The sequence below is a fragment of the Rhodococcus sp. P4_E4 genome (assembly GCF_056401575.1).
The window spans coordinates 275,219-298,304 of record NZ_JBFUJB010000019.1; the positions used below are offsets into that span (position 1 = coordinate 275,219).

Below are 23,086 nucleotides of genomic sequence, written 5' to 3' on the forward strand. Positions count from 1 at the left end.
GCCGCAACAGTGATGTTGTGTGCCGGACCCGCAACGGCGACCCCTTCGGTGTCCGGTCCACTCGCACCTGCAAATCCGCACCTCGGTCCCGTCGGTACTTCCACCATGCACGGTGACGCGGGCTCGTCCGATGTCACGCCGCTGCCTGGTCCAGGAACCGGCCCACACGAGGTGACAGCTTTCCCGATGATGGCCGCCTGCCCGACGGTCCTCCAGGGGTCCGACGGCATGATCGTCTCGCTCTGCACGACGATGATCGGCCAGATCCCGACCATCCATTTGATCGATCCGAAGGCCGACGCCACACCCTTGGGACGGTCGGTCGCGCAACTGCCGCTCGCGAAGGGCAGCCTGCTCGGCGGCGTCTACGCCTACCTCGACAACGAGAACCGTCTCGTAGCCGTCGACGGAAACCGTCAACTGGTCCGTATTTCCCATGCGCAGAATCCGGACGGCAGTTGGCGGCTGGAACTCGCGGATGTCATCGATCTCAGTGGTGCGGTTGCCGCCGACGACAACGTCACCGGTCTCGCCCCGGATTGGGACGGCAATGTCTGGTTCGCCACCGGGCACGGCACCGTCGGGTACGTCGGCACGGATCGAATCGCGCACAGCATTGCGCTCCCCGAGGGTGAGCAGGTGCAGAACAGCATCTCCACCTCCCCGACGGGCACTGCCGTCGCAACGACCCACGCGCTCTACCAACTGAAGCGAAGTGGCGACGAGGTCGTCATCGACTGGCGTCAGCCGTACGACCGCGGGCCGGCCCGCAATCCGGGTCAGCTCAGCTGGGGAACCGGATCGACTCCGACATACTTCGGCCCGTCGACGGGCAGCGATTTCTTGACCATCGTCGACAACGCCCACCCGACGGTGAGCTTGCATGTCTATCGCGCTGACACGGGCGCCGAGGTGTGCACGCAGCCGGTGTTGTCCGCGGCCAGCAAGGACGGCTCACCGAGTGGCAGCGAGAACTCCCCCGTCGGCATCGGTCATTCGGTCTACGTGGCCGGCACTTACGGATACCCGTACCCCACGACTCCTGAAGGTGCCGGTCCAGCGGTCCCCGCCACGGCACCCTTCAACGGCGGAATGACCCGGGTCGACATAGATCCGGTCGGCTGCCATGTCGTGTGGGACAACACAATTCGTAGCTCCGCGGTACCGCACCTCTCGACGGCGGACGGCTCGATCTACACCGTCACGCGGGACGGTAATCCGAGCACCTCTCCGCTCGACGGGTACTCGTTCGCGGTGATCGACTCGAAGGACGGGTCACAGATCGGTTCGACTCCGCTGCCGTCGACGATCCTCAACGACACCCTGCAGATGTCGGCACTCATCACCGAGTCGGGCGAGTACTTTCAGGGAACGATCTCGGGAATCGTGCGCGTTCGCGCGAACTGACGCGAGCTGGTCCCGACGACGCGGGGCAGCTCGCTTCGCGCCTGCTTCAACGCCTGCCCTTAACGACGCGGGGCAGGCGCGGAGCGAGCTGGCCCCAACGACACTGTGTAGTTGATGGGGAACTACGATCGTTGGCGTGGTGAATCGTGTGTATGCCGGATTTTTACGCTTGGTGGATCGACTACCTCTCCCCTCGCTGAAAACACAGAAAATCATCGCGTTCATCGTGATCCTGACGCAGGGCGGCATCGCTGTCACCGGCGCGGTGGTTCGCGTGACCGCGTCTGGGCTCGGTTGCCCGACGTGGCCGCAGTGCTTCCCCGGCAGCTTCGTCCCGGTCGGCCATGGCGAGGTCGCAGTACTTCACCAAGCCGTCGAGTTCGGCAACCGCCTGCTGACCTTCCTGGTCGTCATCGTCGCCGCCGCGATCGTGCTCGCGGTGACTCGTGCTCGTCGACGGAATGAAGTCCTGATCTATGCCTGGATGATGCCGCTCGGCACTGTCGTTCAGGCAGTGATCGGCGGTATCACGGTCCGAACCGGTCTGCTGTGGTGGACCGTCGCCATTCACCTGGTGGCGTCGATGCTAATGGTCTGGGTTGCCACGGTGATGTACGCGAAGATCGCGGAACCCGACGAGGCAACAACGCTGATCGTGATGCCGAAGCCGCTTCGCTGGCTGACCGCGCTGTCCGGAGTCGCGCTGGCCGGCGTGCTGGTCGCCGGCACCCTCGTAACGGGTGCGGGCCCCCACGCGGGTGACAAGAATATGGATCGGATTGTGCCTCGCCTTGAGGTCGAGATCGTGACCCTGGTTCATCTGCACTCGCAACTGTTGGTCGGCTATCTGGCCTTGGTGGTGGGCCTGACCTTCGGCCTGTATGCAGTCGGGACATCCCCGGCTGTGAAGATCCGCCTGAAGGTCTTGCTGGCTCTCATCGTCGCTCAGGCACTCATCGGTGTCGTTCAGTACTTCACCGACGTACCGGCAGTGCTGGTCGTCTTTCACGTCGCCGGTGCGGGACTGTGCACGGCTGCGACCGCGGCAGTTTGGGCTGCGGGTAAGACCCGCCAGTACACGCCGACCGATTCGCCGATACCGGCTCTCTGACGCTTCAAGACACGTGTGGGGCCTAGGAACACCAAGAAATGTTCCTACGCCCCACACGTCATTTCAGGCTTCGTTGCGTGCTTTCGGGAACCGAGTCTGGTTGGCGACCCAACCGGCCATCTTCTTGAAGTGGCCTTCCTGGGGGGTGACGATGCTCGTCAGCGCACGCTCCCACTCGGCAACGGTGACGGTGTCGAAGGACGCAACGACGGCATTGGCCGTGGCGAGGTCCTCGACGACCTGATCACCGAGGATGCCGTCGGCACCCACGAGAGTGATGCGAACGCCGGCCAGGCCGACCGGCTGAATGACGGCGCTGGCGGAGCCGCCGTGCTCGGCGACGAACTTGGTGATGGCGTTCACCGTGGACTTCGGCAGTTCCGGCGCGGACGGGGTGGCGTCCGACTTCTCGGTATCGGTGCTCATGACTCGACAATACTGGTCGGTAGCCCGGAAGCGACACCAGGCATGGACTGAGCGTCGGCCGTCTCGGGTGTAGAACAGAAACCATGCGAGCCATCTACGTGACCGAGACCGGCGGACCAGAGGTTCTGACTCTGACCGAACAACCCGAACCGACACCCGGCCCAGGCGATCTACTCGTCAGGACCGAAGCGATCGGCATCAATTTCATCGACACGTATTTCCGAATGGGCCAGTACAAGCGTCCGCTCCCCTACATTCCCGGCGACGAGGGCAGCGGCGTCGTCGAAGCTGTCGGTTCCGACGTCACCGAATTCGCCGTTGGTGACCGTGTCGCGTGGGCGGCCGCCACGGGCAGCTACGCCGAGAAGGTGGCTGTTCCCGCCGCAGTCGCCGTGAAAGTGCCTGACGGTGTCCCGGCATCGGCCGCAGCGTCGGCGCTCCTGCAGGGGATGACGGCGCACTACCTCGCGAAGTCGACGTATCCGATCCAGAGCGGCGACACCGTGCTCGTGCACGCAGGCGCGGGCGGCGTCGGGTTGATCCTGACGCAGATGGCCGTCAGCCTCGGGGCGAAGGTCATCACGACTGTGTCGTCGGATGCGAAGGAAGAACTCTCGCGCGGCGCCGGTGCCTCGGAGGTCCTGCGGTACGACGAGGACATCGCAGCGCGAGTCCGGGAGTTGACCGGCGGCGAAGGAGTAGCGGCGGCATACGACGGCGTCGGCGCGACAACTTTTGATTCGAGCCTGGCTTCCGTCCGTATTCGCGGCACTGTCGCATTGTTCGGTGCGGCCAGTGGCCCGGTTCCGCCCGTCGATCCGCAGCGGCTCAATTCATCGGGTTCGCTGTTCCTGACGCGTCCGACGCTCGCACATCACATTCGCACTCGTGAGGAACTGACCTGGCGTGCCGGCGATGTCTTCGACGCCATTGCGGCCGGGAATCTCGATATTCGCGTCGGCGCCGAGTATCCGCTCGCCGACGCGGCAACAGCGCATCGGGATCTGGAGGGTCGAGCAACGACCGGGTCGATCGTTCTGATTCCCTAGCGAAGTGCTGTGCGCCTTTATTAACCGCCCGCGGTTAATAAAGGACGAAAACGATCGCAAGATAGTTGTTCGACTGCAGGAACAGGCGCAGCGGCTTGACCTGAGCACCGCCGCGAACGCTGCGGTACAGCTGATGAGCCATGAGCAGGAACCACGCACCGGCGACGATGGTGATGGCGGCGTAGATGACGCCCGACGCGGGGACGAGGACAAGCGTCGTGACGACCATCGCCCAGCTGTAGAACAGGATCTGCTTGGTGACGTGCTCCTCGGTGGCGATCACCGGAAGCATGGGAACGCCTGCCGCCTTGTAGTCCTCTTTGTATCGCATCGCGAGCGCCCAGGTGTGCGGCGGCGTCCAGAAGAAGATGATCAGAAACAGCACGACGGGCTGCCAGCTCAGCGACCCGGTGACAGCGGCCCAGCCTACGAGGACGGGCATACATCCGGCTGCGCCACCCCAGATGACGTTCTGCCAGGTACGACGCTTGAGAACCATCGTGTAGATGAGGACGTAGAACGCGATCGTGATCACGACGAGGATGCCGGCCAGGAGGTTGGCTCGCCACCACAGCCACAGGAACGACGCGAGTCCGAGAAGAAGTCCGAAGACGAGTGCGTTACGGGTCGGCACCGCCTCGCGGGCCAACGGACGCTTCGCGGTGCGCTTCATGACCTTGTCGATGTCGGCGTCGACGACGCAGTTGAGCGAGTTCGCACTCGCCGCGCCCATCCAGCCACCGAAGAGGGTGCTGAGGATCAGAACGATGTCGACCGTTCCGCGATCTGCCAGCAGCATTGCCGGAATGGTTGCCACCAACAGCAATTCGATAACTCGCGGCTTCGTGAGCGCGATATAAGCCAGAACCTTGCCCGTTGCGCGTCCCCACACCGTATCGGTATTGGTCGCCCGCGGGGCGGCACCTGGGCTGCCGAAGCCATGTCCGCTCGGCTGTTGCCCTGTCCGCACGTTCTCTCCTTGCACCACGCGTTACCGCACTAACTGTTCACGACACACTGCTGACACTGTCCTCTACTACGAACGATGGTAGACCGCAGCCATTGAGGAACCGAATCGACCCGGACAGCCAGGACCATTAGGCTGGGTTACGCAGTGGAGGGACACCCCACCCTCGCAATCCACGTACACCATGTCAGGAGACATCTGCCAGTGTCGATCACAGACGAGATCCACGTCCTCACGCAACCCGTCCACCCCTCGGACTGGACCGACCTGGACACCAAGGCTGTCGATACCGCCCGCGTGCTCGCCGCCGACGCGGTTCAGAAGGTCGGCAACGGCCATCCCGGAACTGCAATGAGCTTGGCGCCGTTGGCATACACCCTCTTTCAGCGCATCATGCGCCACGATCCTTCGGATGCAGAATGGGTCGGCCGTGACCGCTTCGTTCTTTCCTGTGGCCATTCGTCCTTGACGCTGTACACCCAGCTCTACCTCTCGGGCTACGGTCTCGAGCTTGCTGACCTCGAAGCTCTCCGCACATGGGGCGCACTGACCCCCGGTCACCCCGAGGTCGGCCACACCGTCGGCGTCGAGATGACCACCGGTCCGCTCGGCCAGGGCCTTGCGTCCGCAGTCGGCATGGCCATGGCTGCGCGTCGTGAGCGCGGGCTGTTCGATCCGGAGACCCCGGTCGGCTCCTCCCCCTTCGACCATCACATCTACGTGATCGCGTCCGACGGTGACATCGAGGAAGGCGTCACCTCCGAGGCGTCGTCACTCGCGGGTGTCCAGGAACTGGGCAACCTGATCGTCTTCTACGACGACAACAAGATCTCCATCGAGCACGACACCGCCATCGCTCTCGGCGAAGACGTCGGAAAGCGCTACGAGGCATACGGCTGGCACGTTCAGCACGTCGAGGGCGGCGAGAACGTCTCCGGCATCCTCGACGCGGTTGCCGCAGCCAAGGCCGTCGTCGATCGTCCGTCCATCATCTTGCTCCGCACCATCATCGGTTTCCCGGCGCCGAAGAAGATGAACACCGGCGACGTTCACGGCTCCGCACTCGGTGCCGACGAGGTCGCCGCGGTCAAGGAAGCCCTCGGGTTCGATCCGAGCAAGTCCTTCGACGTAGACGCCGACGCTCTGGCTCACGCCCGTGAGGTCGTCTCGCGCGGAGCCGACGCACACAAGGCATGGCAGGTCGAGTTCGACGCGTGGGCCGCACGTGAGTCCGAGCGCAAGGAACTCTTCGACCGCCTGTTCGCCGGTGAGTTCCCTGCCGGCTGGGCCGACGCTCTCCCGACCTACGAGGCCGACGCCAAGGGCGTTGCGACTCGCAAGGCCTCCGGTTCGGCTCTCAACGCGCTCGGACCGATCCTGCCCGAGCTGTGGGGCGGTTCCGCCGACCTCGCCGGCAGCAACAACACCACCATCAAGGGCGCGGATTCGTTCGGCCCCTTCTCCATCTCCACGAGCGACTGGACTGCGCAGCCTTACGGCCGCACGCTTCACTTCGGTATCCGTGAGCACGCGATGGGCTCGATCCTCAATGGCATCGCGCTGCACGGCCCGACCCGCCCGTACGGCGGAACCTTCATGGTCTTCTCCGACTACATGCGTCCGGCGGTTCGCCTGGCTGCACTGATGAAGACTGCCGTCACCTACGTCTGGACCCACGACTCGATCGGTCTCGGCGAAGACGGCCCGACTCACCAGCCGGTCGAGCACCTCGCTGCTCTTCGTGCGATCCCGAACCTCGCCGTCGTCCGCCCGGGTGACGCCAACGAGACCTCGTTCGCATGGCAGGCAGCACTCGAGAACAAGACGGGCCCGACGGCTCTGGCGCTCACCCGCCAGGACATCCCGGTTCTCGAAGGCACCAAGGAGAAGGCTGCCGAAGGCGTCAAGCGCGGCGCTTACGTCCTCGTCGACGCTGCCAACGGTTCGCCCGAGGTCATCTTGCTTGCGACCGGTTCCGAACTGCATCTGGCCACCGAGGCTCGCGAGACCCTCGAAGCTCAGGGTGTCGCAACCCGCGTCGTTTCCGTGCCGTGCCTCGACTGGTTCCTCGAGCAGGATCAGGCGTACCGCGACGAGGTCATTCCGCCCGCCGTCCGCGCACGCGTGTCCGTCGAAGCCGGTATCGCAATGCCGTGGTGGCGCATCCTCGGCGACGCCGGCCAGGCCGTCTCGCTCGAGCATTACGGCGCTTCCGCCGATTACAAGACCTTGTACCGGGAGTTCGGCATCACTGCCGACGCGACTGTCGAAGCCGCGCAGCGCTCCCTCGCATCTGTGAAGGGATGATCTCGATGACACAGAACGTGAATACCGAAAAGCTCTCCGCTGCAGGCGTTTCCATCTGGCTCGACGACCTCTCGCGAGATCGCATCCAGTCCGGCAACCTGCAGAACCTCATCGACACGAAGTCGATCGTGGGTGTCACGACCAACCCGTCGATCTTCCAGGCGGCACTGTCCAAGGGCTCGGACTACGACGCTCAGGTTCGCGAGTTGGCCGAGCGCGGCGCTGATGTCGACGCCACCATCACGGCCGTCACCACCGACGACGTGCGCGCTGCGTGCGACATCCTGGCCCCGCAGTTCGAGGCCTCGAACGGCGTCGACGGCCGCGTGTCCATCGAGGTCGATCCTCGTCTGGCGCACGACACCGACGCGACTGTCGCGCAGGCGATCGAGCTGCACAAGATCGTCGACCGCCCGAATGTCCTCATCAAGATCCCCGCGACGCTGGCCGGTATCCCCGCCATCGCCAAGGTGATCGGTGAAGGCATCAGCGTCAACGTCACTTTGATCTTCTCGGTCGAGCGCTACGAAGCTGTCATGGGCGCGTACCTCGACGGTCTGGACACCGCCAAGGCTGCCGGCCGCGACATCTCGTCCATCGAGTCGGTCGCCTCGTTCTTCGTCTCCCGTGTGGATTCCGAGATCGACAACCGCCTCACGGCGATCGGCACGCCGGAAGCTCTCGAGCTTCGTGGCAAGGCTGCACTCGCAAACGCTCGTCTGGCGTACAACGCGTACCAGCAGATCTTCGAGGTGCAGCCGCGCTTCCAGGCTCTCCTGGCCGATGGCGCCAAGGCTCAGCGCCCGCTGTGGGCGTCGACCGGCGTGAAGAACCCGGATTACCCGGACACGCTCTACGTCACCGAGCTGGTTGCGCCCAACACGGTCAACACCATGCCGGAGAAGACGCTCGACGCTCTCGCCGACCATGGTGAGATCACGGGCGACACGATTTCGGGCACCGCTCAGGACTCGCAGGTCGTCTTCGATCAGCTCGCAGCTGTCGGCATCGATCTTGCGGACGTGTTCAAGGTCCTCGAGACCGAGGGCGTCGACAAGTTCGAGGTGTCCTGGAACGAGTTGCTCGACGCAACTGCCGAGCAGCTTCGCACAGCAACCCAGAAGAGCTGAGCCTGTGAGCGATTCCGCGGCGGCATCAGATTGGGTGAATCCCCTTCGGGACAGCACCGACAAACGGCTTCCGCACATTGCGGGGCCCTGCGCCCTGGTGATCTTCGGTGTTACCGGCGACCTCGCCAGGCGCAAGCTCATGCCAGCCATCTACGACCTCGCCAACCGTGGACTGTTGCCGCCCGGATTCGCTCTGGTCGGGTTCGCCCGGCGTGAATGGACGGACGAGGACTTCGCGAACGTCGTCCTCGAAGCAGTCAAGGACGGTGCTCGCACGAAGTTCCGTCAGGACGTCTGGGAGAGGCTCGCCGAAGGTATCCGGTTCGTGGAGGGCAGTTTCGACGAGGCCGAGGCCTTCCAGAACCTGTCCGAGACGTTGGCCACCCTCGACAACGAACGTGGTATCGGCGGCAATCACGGGTTCTACCTTGCGATTCCGCCCAACGCGTTTCCTCAGGTGCTCGAGCAACTGTCGGCGTCGGGCCTCGCGCAGGCCGAGGACGGTCAGTGGCGACGAGTTGTCATCGAGAAGCCGTTCGGTCACGACCTCGAGAGCGCTCGCGAACTGAACGCCGTCGTCAACAAGGTGTTCCCCGAGGACACGGTCTTCCGTATCGACCACTATCTCGGCAAGGAAACGGTCCAGAACATCCTGGCTCTGCGCTTCGCGAACCAGTTGTTCGATCCGATCTGGAACGCGCACTACGTCGACCACGTCCAGATCACGATGGCCGAGGACATCGGCCTCGGTGGCCGTGCCGGGTACTACGACGGCATCGGCGCGGCCCGTGACGTGATCCAGAACCACCTGCTCCAATTGCTCGCGTTCACGGCGATGGAAGAACCCATCAGCTTCGAACCGCTCAATCTGCAGGCGGAGAAGATCAAGGTTCTTTCGGCAACGCGTCTGGCCGAACCACTCGACGAGACCACTGCCCGCGGACAATACGAAGGTGGTTGGCAGGGCGGGTTGCCGGTAGTCGGACTCCTCGAAGAAGAGGGCTTCGCAGCGGACTCCACAACGGAGACCTTTGCCGCCATCACCCTCGAGGTCGACACCCGTCGCTGGGCGGGCGTGCCGTTCTACCTGCGCACGGGCAAGCGTCTCGGCCGCCGCGTCACCGAGATCGCAGTGGTCTTCAAGCGCGCACCACACCTGCCGTTCGACAAGACCATGACCGAAGATCTCGGCCAGAACGCACTCGTGATCCGCGTGCAGCCTGACGAGGGCGTCACCATGCGGTTCGGCTCGAAGGTTCCCGGATCGAGCATGGAAGTCCGTGACGTCAACATGGACTTCTCGTACGGTCAGGCTTTCACCGAGTCGTCACCGGAGGCGTACGAGCGACTCATCCTCGACGTGTTGCTCGGCGAGCCGTCTCTCTTCCCCGTCAATGCCGAAGTCGAATTGTCTTGGGAAATCCTCGATCCCGTCCTCGAACACTGGGCAGCCGGCGGCAAGCCGGAACCCTACGAGGCTGGAACGTGGGGACCACCGTCTGCGGACGAAATGATGCAACGCACCGGACGCGAATGGAGGCGACCCTAGTGATTCTCGATTTGCCCTCCACCACCACGGTCCAGGTCAGCAAGAAACTGGTCGAGGTACGTAAGACCGGCGGCGCTGTCACCTTGGGACGTGTGCTCACGCTTGTCGTCTGCACCAGGGACACCGGGAACGCCGAGGCCGCAATCGAGGCCGCCAACGAAGCAAGCCGCGAGCACCCCTGCCGCGTCATCGTGCTTCTGCGTGGCGACGAGCAGAGCGAGCCTCGGCTCGATGCTCAGATCCGCGTCGGTGGGGATGCCGGCGCCTCTGAGGTCGTGGTGCTGCGCCTCTACGGTCCCCTGGCGGACCACGAGAGCAGCGTCGTCATCCCGTTCCTGCTCCCCGACACACCGGTAGTCGCGTGGTGGCCCCTCGAGGCACCTGAGATTCCGGCGAAGGACCCCGTCGGAAAGCTTGCGATCCGTCGTATCACCGACGCCACCGGTGCCCCGGATCCGACTGCCACCATCAAGGGACGACTCGCGTCGTACACCGCCGGTGACACCGATCTCGCCTGGAGTCGCGTCACCTACTGGCGCGCACTGCTCGCGTCGGCTCTCGATCAGCCGCCGCACGAGAAGATCACCTCAGCGGTGGTCTCCGGTCTCAAAACCGAACCGGCACTGGATATTCTCGCCGGTTGGTTGGCTGCCAAGATCGACGGTCCGGTCATCCGACGTACGGGTGAGCTCACCGTCGAGCTGAAGCTGGAGACTCGCAGCATCTCCATCAGCCGCCCACAGGAGGGTACGACCGCAACCCTGATCCGCACCGGTCAGCCCGACTCGCTGGTCTCGCTCGGTCGTCGAGAGACGCGCGATTGCCTCGCCGAGGAATTGCGTCGGCTCGATCCGGACGAGATCTACGAAGAAGCGCTGGCTGGATTGGAGAAGGTGACCTATGAGTGATGCTGTCGTAGAGAAGTTTTCCGACGCCGGCCAACTGGTCGATGCCGCTGCCGCACGCCTGGTCACGACGATCGTTGATGCCCAGAGGGCTCGCGGGTTCGCATCCATCGTTCTGACGGGTGGCGGAACCGGGATCGCACTTCTCGAGAAGTTGCGTGACGCTCCCGGCGACATCGACTGGTCGCAGATCGATCTGTACTGGGGCGACGAGCGGTTCCTGCCGTCCGGCGATCCCGAGCGGAACGAAGTCCAGGCTCGTGAGGCGCTTCTCGATCACGTGCCGGTCGATCCCGACAGGGTGCATGCGATGGCCGCCTCCGACGGTATCTACGACGGTGATCCGCACGGGGCGGCGACGGCGTACGAACAACTGCTGGGCGCTCAGGCACACGGCAATCAGGTTCCGACGTTCGACGTGCACCTGCTCGGTATGGGTGGAGAAGGACACGTCAACTCGTTGTTCCCGCATACCGACGCCGTTCGCGAAGAAGCTCGTTTCGTTGTCGCGGTGACGGACTCCCCCAAGCCGCCACCGGTACGGATCACCCTGACGCTGCCTGCTGTTCGGCGTGCCAAAGAGGTCTGGCTGCTCGTCTCGGGTGCTGCAAAGGCCGAGGCCGTTGCCGAAGCCGTCGGAGGTGCTTCGTCCGAGGACTGGCCGTCCGCCGGCGCCACCGGTTTGGTGGCGACGCGTTGGTTCCTCGATACGGACGCTGCCTCGCAGCTCTGATCTGATTTCACGGATCTGATTTCACACCGGGCCGGGAATCGTCTTCAGGCGATTCCCGGCCCGGTGGTACATCGAGGACATTTTCACAGTGGCGAGTCATGACTACCCGCCGAGTCCGGATCCGATGCGAATTTCCTTTTGACGGAACGGAACTCAATCCCGAGATCCCTTGTCTCCAACGGGCACTCTGCCCTGCACAACGATTCATCTCTCCCCCTGTCTCGTTCTTTCGAGCGATTACTACCTTGGACGCCGCGAAGTAGGGTTCGGTTCCGTAGATCGCTTTCACTCTTGAACGAATCAATCCAGGCGAGAACAATCGAACAATGTCGTGGACACCGAATCCGGATGCACTTCGCGGGCGAGTGGCTGTTGTTGCCGGGGCGACGAGGGGCGCCGGACGCGGAATCGCCGCAGCCCTGGGTGAGGCCGGTGCAACCGTCATCTGCACTGGCCGGAGCACATCTGCCGGAATACTTCAGTCGGACTATCCGCGCGGCGAAACCATCGAGGAGACGGCAGAGCTTGTCACCGAACTGGGGGGCGTCGGCGTGCCGATTGCCGTCGATCATCTCAAGAGCAAACAAGTGGCTGATCTCGCCGAACGCTTGCGCGCCGACTATCAACATGTCGACATCTTGGTCAATGACATCTGGGGCGCGGAACTACTCAAGGGTGGGCCGGCGGAGTGGAACACGCCGGTATGGGAACACGATCTGGACAAGGGGTTTCACATTCTGCGCCTGGCGATCGACACCCACATCACCACGTCGCACCACCTCCTGCCGCTGATGATCGATCGGCCAGGCGGACTGGTCGCCGAAATAACCGACGGCACTACCGAATACAACGCATCGAACTATCGCATCTCGGTGTTCTACGACCTGGCGAAGGTGTCCGTGAACAGGCTTGCATTTTCGCAAGGCCACGAACTTGCCCCGTTCGGCTGTACTGCCGTCGCCATCACTCCGGGGTTCCTGCGATCGGAGATGATGCTCGACAATTTTGGTGTCGGCGAATCGAATTGGCGTGACGCTTTGTCGCCGGAGCGGGATGGGCCGACTGCACCTCCGGATTTTGCCCGCTCCGAGTCACCAAGATTCACAGGACGTGCGATCGCCGCCCTCGCCGCCGATTCGAATCGGAAGCGATGGAATCAGCGATCGGTCAGTTCAGGCGAACTCGGAACGGAATACGGGTTCACCGACACCGACGGCAGCCGCCCCGATTTTTGGCGAGCCAACTGAATCCGACAGTGATTAAGATCCGTTTCATGGCCGAATTCGCGACGATCGACGAATACATCGCGTCGTTTCCCACCGACGTGCAGCGATCCCTCGGTAGCACCCGCGAGACGATCCACAGCACTGTGCCCGGCCTCGATGAAACCATCAGCTATCAGATGCCGACCATGACGGCGAATGGGAAGAACCTGGTTCACTTCGCAGGCTGGAAACACCACATCTCGATGTACCCACTCCCGGCAGGTGACGCAGAGTTCGAGAAGTCCGTCGACCCGTACCGGGCTGCGAAATCAACCGTGAAGTTCCCGCTGAACAAACCGATCCCCCTCGATCTCGTGGCTCGAATCGTCGAATTGCTCGCGCAGCGCCACTAACCTCAGTTCCCGTCGGAGCCTTGTGAGAGCGTATGGCCGTGCAGAGACAACCCATCCGACGCATCAAGGCCGGGACATCGTCGGGCGCTGACGTAGGCAGCTGGCCGATGACGGTGCCCGCGGTTGCGCAGATCGTTCGGGACGGTCTTGAACTTCCACCGGGTGTCACCATTCTGGTCGGCGAAAACGGAGCGGGGAAGTCGACCGTCATCGAAATTCTTGCCGCCGTTCTCGGTCTCAATGCCGAAGGCGGGTCTACCAATACGCGACATCAGACCAGATCGAGTGAACCGAGCGGCCTCGACCTTGTGGTCGAGCGGAGCCCCGGCGCGTCGAAGTGGGCGTACTACCTCCGAGACGAAACCTTGCACGGGTTGTACACGTATTTGGAGGACAACCCCAATCCCACGCGACCTGAACCGCTTTACCATCACCTCTCCCACGGTGAGGCGCTGCTCGAGATCTTGTCGTCGAGGACCTCCGACGGCGGCTTCTATCTCATCGACGAACCCGATGCCGCACTCTCCTTCCAAGGGACCTTGACGCTGGTCGCGCTGCTCGGTGAGCTGGTGGAATCCGGCGCGCAAGCAGTGATCGCGACGCACTCGCCGATCATCGCGGCACTGCCGAACGCCAATCTGCTCGAGATCGGCGAATGGGGAATCCGAGCCGCGAGCTGGGAGGACCTCGATCTGGTCTCGAACTGGCAGCGGTTCCTTCACGACCCGCAGACGTACCTGCGCCACCTGATCTAACCTGGAACTCCACCCCAGGAGGCCTCCATGGCATACGACAAGGCGCTGGCTGAGCGTATCCGCGATGCGCTCTCGGGCGAGAGCGACGTCGAAGAAGTAAAGATGTTCGGTGGGCTGAGCTTCATGGTGAACGGGAAGCTGGCCGCCAGTGCGAATTCACACGGCAACATCATGGTTCGGTGTGACCCCGATCGAGTTGACGAACTCCTGACGCACAAGGGTGCAAGTTGGCCCGAGATGCGGGGTAAGCCGATGAGCAAGGGATGGATCGTCGTCGACCGAACCGGGACGAGTTCGAACGTCGAGTTCAATGCGTGGATCAAGGAAGCTCTGGACTTCGTGCACTGACTGGTACTGCCGGTTCGATCAATTTCGCTCGATTCGGCAAAAAGTGAAGTGGGCGGCCCTAGACTCCGAAAAAAGCATTGGATTGGGCGCCACGACGGCGCGGAGGAAAGGTGGTCCGTCGCGTGACGTTCACACCCAATCAGCCGGATCACCAACGCGCCTTCGGGTTTCAGCCGCCGTCGACCCGCACGATTCCCTCCCTCATGCCCGACCGTTTCGGACCTAGCCTCATCGGATCGCTGTGGGCGTGCGCCGGGATCGTCGCCGGAAGCCTCGGCCCGTGGACGTCGTCCTCCGCCCTCGACCACAGTGGTATCGACGAATGCGGAGTGATCACACTCGTCCTCGCTCTGGGCGCGGTAACCGCGCTGATCACCCTCATGGTTCGGGACGTCACGCCCGAGATGAAGAATCACTGCACGGGACCGCTGGTGGGAATCGCCGTCTTGATCGTTGCCGTCGGAAACGCCGCGTCCATTGTGCGACGTAGTACTGAGGTCGCAGGGCACACCGCCGGACCGTCCATCGGGTGGGGACTGTGGGTGGTCATCGCGTCCGCAGTGATCCTGTGCATCATGTCGTCGTCCGTCGCGCACATGATCAGGTTTCAGGCAGCAATGATCACAAGGTCTTGATCAGACCGCCGTCGATCACGAAATCCGCGCCCGTCACGTTCCCCGCGCGATCGCTGGCGAGGAACAACACCAGGTCCGCCACCTCTTCGGGAAAGGTGAAGCGGCCCGTCTCGGCGCCGGCGGCCGCACTCTCGACGATATCGTCGGCGGCTGAACCATTCGCCTTCGCCAGCGTCGAGGCCACTCCGTGCTTGCCGAGCCACAACTCCGTCTGCACCGGACCAGGGCTGACGGTATTGACGCGGATCCCCTTCCCGCCCAGTTCTTTCGACAACGACTTCGAGAAGTTGGTCAACGCCGCTTTGGCGGCGCTGTAGTCGATCACCGTGGGGTCAGGCAAGAATGCGTTGACCGAACTGATCGTCACGATGCTCCCGCCACCTCGGCGGATCAACTCCGGCAGCGCAGCGCGAACAGTGCGTACAGCCGACAAGAACGTCAGATTGAACGACGACGCCCACTCTTCGTCCGTGATAGCCGCGAAGCCGCTCGTTCTCGGAGTGACGGCGCCGACGTTGTTGACCAAGATGTCGACGCCGCCCCTCGCTGCTGCAACCTCGAGCAGTCGGGTAGATCCTTCGACACTCGCGAGGTCGACGCCGACAAAGGTGACGGCGCCGCCGGACTGCAGCGATTCGAGTTCCGCCGAGAGCGTCCGCGAGCCCGCGACGACGTGGACTCCCTCGGCCACCAAGGCCCGAGTGATCGCCAACCCGATACCTTTTCCCGCGCCGGTAACCACGGCAGTTCGTCCGTCCAATTGCAGATCCACTGCGGTCCCCGTTCGGTCCGGTGCGCAGCGTTGGGTGTGCGTGCGACAGCTCTAGAGTCGCCGCACGCACACCCTGGTAAACCTGCAGAACCAGCCGCTGTTACCTAGCCACTGTTACGAAGCGCAGTGGCCAGGCCGTTCATCGTCAGCTGGATACCCCGACGCACCTGATCGCTCTCGTCGCCGGAACGGTACCGACGGATCAGCTCGACCTGTAGATGGTTGAGAGGTTCGAGGTACGGGAACCGGTTGTGAACCGAACGCTCGAGGCCCGAGTTGTCGGCAAAGAGGTTCTCGTTGCCTGTGATTGCCTTGTACATGCGAATTGTGCGTTCGTGCTCGTCGGTGATCATTCCGAAGACTCGATCGCGCAGTTCGGCGTCGGGCACGAGGTCCGCGTAGCGGGCCGCCAAACCGAGATCAGACTTCGACATCACCATGGCCATGTTCGAGAGCACGGTTCGGAAGAACGGCCACTTCTCGTACAGGCCCGTCAACGTGGCAAGCCGAGTGTCGTCTCCGTCTATCCATCTTTCGAACGCGGCGCCGGTTCCGTACCAACCCGGAAGCATCACGCGAGACTGACTCCACGAGAGCACCCAAGGAATGGCACGCAGATCGGAAATCGCCTTGGTCTGCTTGCGAGAGGCCGGACGAGAGCCGATATTGAGTGCTCCGATCTCGGCGACCGGTGTCGACGCTTCGAAGTACTGCACGAATCCTGGTGTGTCGTGCACCAATTCGCTGTACGCGGTGCGGGCGAGTGCCGCCAACTCGTCCAACACCGCGTAGGCCGCATCTGCGTCGCTGCCAAGACCTTCGACGTCGAGCAACGTCGACTCGATAGTCGCGGCGATGAGTGTTTCGAGGTTGCGGTGCGCCAGACGCGGTTCGGCGTACTTGGCCGCAATCACCTCACCCTGCTCGGTGATTCGCAGAGAACCAGCGACTGCGCCGGGGGGCTGCGCGAGAATCGCTTCGTAGCTCGGTCCGCCGCCACGTCCGACGGTTCCGCCGCGGCCGTGGAAGAGCCTCAACCTGATTCCGCTCTTACGCGCGGCATCGACGAGGTCGAGTTCGGCACGGTACAGCGCCCAGTTGGCGGCCAAGTACCCGCCGTCCTTGTTCGAGTCGGAGTACCCGAGCATCACTTCCTGACTGTCACCGCGCGAACGGACGATCGCACGATAGATCGGGATGTCGAGCGTCGCCAGCAATGTGTCGGCGCCGCCCTGCAGATCCTCGATCGTCTCGAACAACGGGACGATGCCGATCGGGCAGGAGGGTTCGCTACCGACGCCCGGATCGAGCACCCCGACCTCTTTGAGCAGCACCGCAGCTTCGAGCATGTCGCTGACCGAGGTACACATGCTGATGATGTAGTTGGGTACTGCGCCCGCTCCGAGAACCCGCACTGCCTTGGCGCCGGCCGCCATGATGGCCAGTTCCTTGGTGGTCAATTCGCTGAACTCGGCGTCCGGCGAAGTCAGTGGTCGCCGCGTCGTCAACTCGGCCGACAGCAATTCGATTCGATCGGCTTCCGGCAAGGACGTGTAGTCCGGGTGAACTCCGGCCCACGCCAGAAGTTCTGCGACGACGCTTTCGTGTACCTCGGAGTTCTGCCGCATGTCCAGACCGGACAGGTGAAAGCCGAACACCTCCACCGCTTCTCGGAGCCGATCGAGTCGATCGTCAGCGATGGTCTCGTCGCCGAAACGACGCAACGAGGTGTCGATGATTCCGAGATCCCGCTGCAGTTGTGCCGGGTCGGTGTACGCCTCGAGACCTTCATCAGCACCGTGTGCGGGCAACTCCCCCAATACCGTCAGTGCGGTTGCGCTCAATCGCCCGCGGATACCGCGAATCGCACGACGGTACGGCTCGTCGGCCCGGAATGCAGAATCGTCGCCAGAGGTAGACGCCAGCAGATCGAGTTCGGGCGTGACGGACACCAGCCGCGCCGACATCGACAGTTCACGCTCGAGATGTTCGAGTTCCTCGAGATGATGCTCGAGAGCAGTCGCCGCAGCGCGCGACGTGGCGCGCTGGACGATTTCGCCGGTCACGTACGGATTGCCGTCCCGGTCACCGCCAATCCACGAACCCGGCCTCAGGATCGGTTCCGGCAGGAGCCCGGCGTCCGGCCAACGCGTGCGCAGAGCTTTGCGGACCTCGGCATTGATCTTCGGAATCACCTCGAACAACGCCGCGTCGTAGTAGCGCAGGCCTACCTCGATTTCATCCTGGATACGGAGGCGGCTGAGCCGGATCAGAGCCGTCTGCCACAGGGTCAGAATCTGACGGCGCAATTGCAGATCGACATCAGCGGTTTCTGCGACGCTCAGCGCCGTGCGCTCGCGGTATCGCATCAACTCGGTGATCCGACTCTGCGTCTCGAACACCGTGCGGCGTCGAGTCTCCGTCGGGTGAGCGGTGATGACGGGTGAGACCAGGGCGCCCCGCAGCGCTTCTTCGACGGTAGCCGAATCGATATCGGCTGCATCGAGTTTGGTGTACGTGGCGGCGAGAGTGCTGTCGCGGGGCGGTTCACCCGCGTTGACGTGGATGGCCCGTCGACGCTCGCGGTGGATGTCCTCGGCCAGGTTGGCGAGCAGCGCGAAGTGACTGAACGCACGAATGACGGGAATGGCGTCGTCCGTACTGATTTCGGCGAACAGCGACACCAGTTCGGCGCGGTCGATCTCCGACCGACGGACTCGGAACGACTCGACACGAGCTCGCTCGACCAGATCGAAAACATTGTCGCCGGCTTGCTCTCGCACTATTTGTCCGAGTATTCCGCCGAGAAGCCGGATGTCTTCGCGCAGCGGCTCGGTGGCCTCTCGCGGTGTTTCTCGATGCGACGCGGTTTCAGTCATCACTCAATTATCGACCGAAACAAAGAACCCCGCTCGATAGGCGGGGTTCCGTGTCTGAAATTCGTGTGTGAAAAACTACCGGCTGCAAGTCATGAGCCGAGAATCAGGCGAACTTGATCTCCAGGCCGATGCCGACGATCGAGATGAGCCAGATCAACGCGGTGAAGACCGTCAACCGGTCGAGGTTCTTCTCGACAACAGTCGATCCGGACAGGCTGGACTGGACACCGCCACCGAACAGACTCGACAAACCGCCGCCCTTACCGCGGTGCAGGAGCACCAAGGCGATGAGGAGCAAGCTGGTGATGACCAGCAGGATATCCAGGAACAGTTTCATGTCTGTCTACGTCCACCAATCCAATAGGGACAACTACAACCGATAACACCATACAGGCGCGCACAGATAGCCTGACCACATACCCGCCTCGCACATGACTTTGCACCCGGCCAGGCACGACTCTTGGTCAGTGGCATCGATCACACTGTCGAGATACCGATTCAGTAGTTTTTCAAGTTGACGCGACTCTACCTCCGAAAGGCCGGCTCCATGCTTTCCGACACTGCCCTGCCCGACACTGCCCTGCCCGACACTGCCCTGCCCGACACTGCCCTGCCCGACATACCCTTGCCTGACACACCACGTCTTGCTTCGATTCACAACTTCCGCGACGTGGCCGGCCCCGGGTACGTCACGACCAGCGGACAGGCGATGAGCCGCGGAGTTTTCTACCGCGCAAACGTGCTGACGCCCTCGCCTGAGGATCTTGCAATCGTGGAATCGCTGGGGCTGACCGCCGTCTACGACGTGCGCTCCGAAACCGAGGCGAACGAAACTCCCGACACCGTGCCTGCGCCAGCGATGTACGCCCACATTCCCATCCTGTCCGGCAACATCCACGCCGAAGCGATGGCTCTCAGAACAGCGGACGCTGCAACAGCTTTCATGCAGAACATCAATCGCAGCTTTGTCGCAGACCCCGTCACTCGCAGCGGATTCTCGCAGTTGTTCGCCGCCCTGGCCACTACCGCCGGGCCGCAACTCTTCCACTGCACGGCAGGCAAGGACCGAACAGGCTGGGCGGCAGCGCTACTGCAGACACTCGCCGGGGTACCGCGCGAAACGATCATGGCGGACTACCTGCTCACGAATACGTACTCGGCCGAGTACATCGATGCGACGGTCGCAACGATCGCCGCCGCCACAGATGCAGACAAGGGCGAGGTGATCCGGTTGCTGCTGTCCGTCGACGCAAGTTACCTGGGCGCTGCCTTCGAGCAGGTGGAGCACCACTACGGGACCGTCGAGAACTATCTGACCACCGGGTTGGACCTTGCTCCCGAACTCGTCGGCGCTTTGGAAACCAAACTCGTGAGCTGAATCCGGCGAATCAAAAAACTGCGGGCGTGTGACCTACTCGGTCACACTCGTCAGCCTTGAGCGACGCGCCGCCGACCAGAGCGCCGTCGACGTCGGTCTGGCCGACGATCTCTCCGACGTTCTTGGAGCTGACGCTGCCGCCGTACAGAACGCGAACGCCGGCTGCGACCTCGGCGTCGGCAAGTTCGGCAACTGTTGCTCGTACCGCAGCGCACACTTCCTGTGCATCAGCGGCAGAAGCGACACGGCCGGTACCGATGGCCCAGACAGGTTCGTACGCGATGACGATCTTGGAGATCTCCTCCGCGCTCAGGCCCGCCAACGAACCCTTGAGCTGGTCGACGTTGTAGGCAACGTGATCGCCCGCTTCGCGGATCTCGAGGCCTTCACCGATGCACACGATCGGCGTGAGGCCGTTCTTGAGAGCGGCTTTGGTCTTGGCGAGGACGGTCTCGTTGGTCTCACCGTGAAGGGTGCGACGCTCCGAGTGGCCGACCACGACGAAGGTGCATCCGAGCTTGGCCAGCATGGAGCCGCTGATCTCGCCCGTGAACGCACCCGAGTCCTGAGCCGAGACATCCTGCGCGCCGTACGTGAGGAGGAGCTTGTCGCCCTCGATCAGCGTCTGGACGCTACGGATGTCGGTGAACGGCGGGATGACCGTGACGTCCACTTTGTCGAAGTACTTCGCAGGCAAGGAGAAAGCGATCTTCTGCACCAGGGCGATAGCCTCGAGGTGGTTCAGATTCATCTTCCAGTTGCCGGCGATCAACGGCTTACGTGCCATGTCGGATCAGCCTTCCAGTACTGCGATGCCAGGCAGCTCTTTGCCCTCGAGGTACTCGAGGGAAGCGCCACCACCGGTGGAAATGTGCGAGAAGCCCTCATCCGGGATACCGAGCTGACGAACGGCTGCTGCAGAGTCGCCGCCGCCGACGACGCTGAAGGCGCCCTTCTCGGTTGCCTCCACGATCGCTTCGGCGACACCGCGGGTGCCTGCCTCGAACTTCGGGAACTCGAACACGCCCATCGGGCCGTTCCAGAACACCGTCTTGGCTCCGGTCAGGATCGCGGCAAAGCGCTTGACCGACTCCGGTCCGATGTCCAGCCCCATCCAACCGTCGGGAATCTTGTCGAACGGAACGATCTTCGACTCGGCATCGGCCGAGAAGGAGTCCGCGACGACAACATCCTGAGGGATGTGGATGACGTCGGCGTACCGGTCGAGGAGACCCTTGCAGGTCTCGATCATGGACTCTTCGCACAGCGAATTGCCCACGGAGACACCCTGAGCCGCGAGGAACGTGTAGAACATTCCGCCGCCGATCACCAGAGTGTCGACCTTCGGTGCCAGTGCCTCGATGACGGCCAGCTTGTCCGAGACCTTGGAGCCACCGAGCACCACCGCGTACGGACGCGCAGCGTCCTGCGTGAGCTTGGCGAGCACCTCGACCTCGGCGCCGACCAGGTAACCGGCGTAATGCGGGAGCAGCTTCGCGACGTCGAAGACCGACGCCTGCTTACGGTGAACAACACCGAATCCGTCGGAGACGAATGCGCCGTCGTCACCGACCAGCTCGACGAGAGCCTTGGCGAGCTTGACCCGCTCGGCTTCGTCCTTGCTGGTCTCGCGAGGGTCGAAACGGATGTTCTCGAGCATCAGGACGTCACCATCGGTGAGTCCTTCGGAACGAGCCAGCGCGTCCTGTCCCACGACGTCACCGGCGAGTTGCACGTTGCGACCGAGGATTTCGGCCAACTTCGCGGCAACCGGTGCGAGGGAGAACTTGGGATCGGGCTGACCGTCGGGGCGCCCGAGGTGCGCGGTCACGATGACCTTCGCTCCACCCTCGGCAAGTGCCCGCAGGGTGGGAGCGGACGCGACGATGCGGCCCGGGTCCGTGATTTCTCCGCCATCCAACGGGACGTTGAGGTCGGAACGCACCAGTACGGTGCGCCCCTCGACCCCAGCGTCCAGCAGATCCTTCAGCGTCTGAACTGCCACTGTTATCGAAACTCCGCTCAGAGAGACTTGGCGACGAGGCCGATGAGGTCGGCGAGGCGGTTGGAGTAGCCCCACTCGTTGTCGTACCAGGAAACGATCTTGACCTGGTCGTCGATGACCTTCGTCAGACCCGAGTCGAAGATCGACGAGTGCGGGTCGGTGACGATGTCCGAGGAGACGATCGGTGCGTCGGTGTACTTCAGGATGCCCTTGAGGGGTCCTTCGGCAGCGGCCTTCATCGCGGCGTTGATCTCGTCGGCGGTAGCCGACTTCTTCAGGTTCGCGGTGAGGTCGGTGACCGAGCCCGTGGGGATCGGCACGCGCAGTGCGTAGCCGTCGAGCTTGCCGAGCAGCTGCGGGAGAACCAGGCCGATTGCCTTGGCTGCACCGGTGCCGGTGGGAACGATGTTGAGGGCAGCTGCGCGGGCGCGACGGAGGTCTGCGTGCGGAGCGTCCTGCAGGTTCTGATCCTGGGTGTACGCGTGGATCGTGGTCATCAGACCCTTGACGATGCCGAACTCGTCGTCGAGAACCTTGGCGATGGGGCCGAGGCAGTTGGTGGTGCACGACGCGTTGGAGATGATGTTCTGGCTGCCGTCGTACTTGTCGTCGTTGACGCCCATGACGATGGTGATGTCTTCACCCTTGGCCGGAGCCGAGATGATGACCTTCTTGGCGCCGGCTTCGAGGTGTCCCTTGGCCTTTGCGGCGTCGGTGAAGATGCCGGTGGACTCGACGACGACGTCGACGCCCAGCTCGCCCCAGGGAAGCTCGTTCAACGGGCCGCGGTGTGCGAGGGCCTTGATGCGCTGATCGCCGACGACGATCGTGTCGTCACCGTCGAGCGACACGTCGTACGGCAAACGGCCGAGGATGGAGTCGTACTTCAGCAGGTGAGCGAGCGTCGCGTTGTCAGTCAGGTCGTTGACTGCCACGATCTCGATATCGGTGGTTCCGAGCGCCTTCTGCGCATCCACCGCCCTGAAGAAGTTACGTCCGATACGGCCGAAACCGTTTACGCCAACCCGGACAGTCACAATTCGCTCCTTTGACCATGATTCTGGTGTGCAACTTGACCCACGCATACTCCGAATCCGTGTGTGCACGACGCG

General features: G+C 63.1%; 22 protein-coding genes. 14 read left to right on the forward strand and 8 right to left on the reverse strand.

Features of this window, described 5'->3' with window-relative positions:
- Nucleotides 1-12: 12 nt before the first annotated feature.
- On the forward strand, nucleotides 13-1,407 hold the full coding sequence (locus AC1DVN_RS21455) for a hypothetical protein (protein WP_223257842.1): 1,395 nt from the start codon (nucleotides 13-15) through the stop codon (nucleotides 1,405-1,407).
- 136 nt (nucleotides 1,408-1,543) lie between these two features.
- Entirely contained in the window at nucleotides 1,544-2,518 is a 975-nt protein-coding gene (locus tag AC1DVN_RS21460; RefSeq protein ID WP_269577220.1) for a COX15/CtaA family protein, read from the forward strand.
- A 63-nt stretch (nucleotides 2,519-2,581) separates the two neighbouring features.
- Here the strand turns inward: AC1DVN_RS21460 and AC1DVN_RS21465 are convergent, their stop codons facing one another.
- A complete protein-coding gene (locus tag AC1DVN_RS21465) occupies nucleotides 2,582-2,944 on the reverse strand; it encodes a hypothetical protein (RefSeq protein ID WP_477846628.1) in 363 nt (120 codons plus the stop codon).
- An 83-nt stretch (nucleotides 2,945-3,027) separates the two neighbouring features.
- On the opposite strand from AC1DVN_RS21465, the gene AC1DVN_RS21470 reads away from it, so the two are divergent.
- The gene (locus tag AC1DVN_RS21470; protein ID WP_141487292.1) at nucleotides 3,028-3,993 is read left to right on the forward strand and encodes a quinone oxidoreductase family protein; all 966 of its coding nucleotides are present in this window, start codon (nucleotides 3,028-3,030) and stop codon (nucleotides 3,991-3,993) included.
- A 34-nt stretch (nucleotides 3,994-4,027) separates the two neighbouring features.
- Here the strand turns inward: AC1DVN_RS21470 and AC1DVN_RS21475 are convergent, their stop codons facing one another.
- Nucleotides 4,028-4,963, reverse strand: coding sequence for a heme o synthase (locus AC1DVN_RS21475; protein ID WP_477994204.1), 936 nt, complete (start codon nucleotides 4,961-4,963; stop codon nucleotides 4,028-4,030).
- A gap of 201 nt (nucleotides 4,964-5,164) precedes the next feature.
- Here AC1DVN_RS21475 and tkt point away from each other — a divergent pair, with 201 nt between their 5' ends.
- The 10 genes from tkt to AC1DVN_RS21525 all read left to right on the forward strand — a co-directional run bounded on the left by tkt (nucleotide 5,165) and on the right by AC1DVN_RS21525 (nucleotide 14,940).
- A complete protein-coding gene (gene tkt / locus AC1DVN_RS21480) occupies nucleotides 5,165-7,267 on the forward strand; it encodes a transketolase (protein WP_047888340.1) in 2,103 nt (700 codons plus the stop codon).
- A 5-nt stretch (nucleotides 7,268-7,272) separates the two neighbouring features.
- On the forward strand, nucleotides 7,273-8,397 hold the full coding sequence (tal, locus tag AC1DVN_RS21485) for a transaldolase (RefSeq protein ID WP_477846629.1): 1,125 nt from the start codon (nucleotides 7,273-7,275) through the stop codon (nucleotides 8,395-8,397).
- Nucleotides 8,398-8,401: 4 nt separating this feature from the next.
- The gene (zwf, locus tag AC1DVN_RS21490) at nucleotides 8,402-9,946 is read left to right on the forward strand and encodes a glucose-6-phosphate dehydrogenase (protein WP_020907722.1); all 1,545 of its coding nucleotides are present in this window, start codon (nucleotides 8,402-8,404) and stop codon (nucleotides 9,944-9,946) included.
- Entirely contained in the window at nucleotides 9,946-10,854 is a 909-nt protein-coding gene (gene opcA, locus AC1DVN_RS21495; RefSeq protein ID WP_019748400.1) for a glucose-6-phosphate dehydrogenase assembly protein OpcA, read from the forward strand. The genes zwf and opcA overlap by 1 nt, the downstream gene beginning before the upstream one ends.
- On the forward strand, nucleotides 10,847-11,584 hold the full coding sequence (gene pgl / locus AC1DVN_RS21500) for a 6-phosphogluconolactonase (protein ID WP_477994205.1): 738 nt from the start codon (nucleotides 10,847-10,849) through the stop codon (nucleotides 11,582-11,584). The genes opcA and pgl overlap by 8 nt, the downstream gene beginning before the upstream one ends.
- Nucleotides 11,585-11,910: 326 nt before the next feature.
- Nucleotides 11,911-12,831, forward strand: a complete 921-nt coding sequence (locus tag AC1DVN_RS21505) for an SDR family oxidoreductase (protein WP_019748398.1) — start codon at nucleotides 11,911-11,913, stop codon at nucleotides 12,829-12,831.
- 26 nt (nucleotides 12,832-12,857) lie between these two features.
- Complete coding sequence (locus AC1DVN_RS21510; RefSeq protein ID WP_477994206.1) at nucleotides 12,858-13,202, forward strand: iron chaperone; 345 nt, start codon at nucleotides 12,858-12,860, stop codon at nucleotides 13,200-13,202.
- A 32-nt stretch (nucleotides 13,203-13,234) separates the two neighbouring features.
- Nucleotides 13,235-13,957: an AAA family ATPase gene (locus AC1DVN_RS21515; protein WP_020969592.1), complete on the forward strand. Its 723-nt coding sequence runs from the start codon at nucleotides 13,235-13,237 to the stop codon at nucleotides 13,955-13,957.
- 27 nt (nucleotides 13,958-13,984) lie between these two features.
- Nucleotides 13,985-14,305, forward strand: a complete 321-nt coding sequence (locus AC1DVN_RS21520) for a TfoX/Sxy family protein (RefSeq protein WP_019748395.1) — start codon at nucleotides 13,985-13,987, stop codon at nucleotides 14,303-14,305.
- 122 nt (nucleotides 14,306-14,427) lie between these two features.
- Nucleotides 14,428-14,940 (forward strand): hypothetical protein, encoded by a 513-nt coding sequence (locus AC1DVN_RS21525; protein WP_258537312.1) that lies wholly within the window; start codon nucleotides 14,428-14,430, stop codon nucleotides 14,938-14,940.
- Here the strand turns inward: AC1DVN_RS21525 and AC1DVN_RS21530 are convergent.
- The 3 genes from AC1DVN_RS21530 to secG all read right to left on the reverse strand — a co-directional run bounded on the left by AC1DVN_RS21530 (nucleotide 14,927) and on the right by secG (nucleotide 18,928).
- On the reverse strand, nucleotides 14,927-15,712 hold the full coding sequence (locus AC1DVN_RS21530; protein ID WP_477994207.1) for an oxidoreductase: 786 nt from the start codon (nucleotides 15,710-15,712) through the stop codon (nucleotides 14,927-14,929). The two genes, AC1DVN_RS21525 and AC1DVN_RS21530, sit on opposite strands and share 14 nt — an antisense overlap.
- A 104-nt stretch (nucleotides 15,713-15,816) precedes the next feature.
- A complete protein-coding gene (gene ppc / locus AC1DVN_RS21535; protein WP_477994208.1) occupies nucleotides 15,817-18,591 on the reverse strand; it encodes a phosphoenolpyruvate carboxylase in 2,775 nt (924 codons plus the stop codon).
- A 103-nt stretch (nucleotides 18,592-18,694) separates the two neighbouring features.
- Entirely contained in the window at nucleotides 18,695-18,928 is a 234-nt protein-coding gene (gene secG, locus AC1DVN_RS21540) for a preprotein translocase subunit SecG (protein WP_003944946.1), read from the reverse strand.
- Between the two features lie 177 nt (nucleotides 18,929-19,105).
- Between secG and AC1DVN_RS21545 the strand changes: the two genes are divergently transcribed.
- A complete protein-coding gene (locus tag AC1DVN_RS21545; protein WP_477994209.1) occupies nucleotides 19,106-19,969 on the forward strand; it encodes a tyrosine-protein phosphatase in 864 nt (287 codons plus the stop codon).
- Between the two features lie 10 nt (nucleotides 19,970-19,979).
- On the opposite strand, the gene tpiA is transcribed toward AC1DVN_RS21545, so the two are convergent.
- Genes tpiA through gap form a run of 3 tightly spaced genes read right to left on the reverse strand, consistent with a single transcriptional unit; the run spans nucleotide 19,980 to nucleotide 23,011 of the window.
- Nucleotides 19,980-20,756, reverse strand: a complete 777-nt coding sequence (gene tpiA / locus AC1DVN_RS21550; RefSeq protein ID WP_477994210.1) for a triose-phosphate isomerase — start codon at nucleotides 20,754-20,756, stop codon at nucleotides 19,980-19,982.
- 6 nt (nucleotides 20,757-20,762) lie between these two features.
- Nucleotides 20,763-21,974 carry a phosphoglycerate kinase gene (locus AC1DVN_RS21555; protein ID WP_019748389.1) on the reverse strand — a complete coding sequence of 404 codons (1,212 nt, stop codon included), beginning with the start codon at nucleotides 21,972-21,974 and terminating at the stop codon, nucleotides 20,763-20,765.
- A gap of 17 nt (nucleotides 21,975-21,991) precedes the next feature.
- A complete protein-coding gene (gene gap / locus AC1DVN_RS21560) occupies nucleotides 21,992-23,011 on the reverse strand; it encodes a type I glyceraldehyde-3-phosphate dehydrogenase (protein WP_003944851.1) in 1,020 nt (339 codons plus the stop codon).
- Nucleotides 23,012-23,086: the final 75 nt, after the last annotated feature.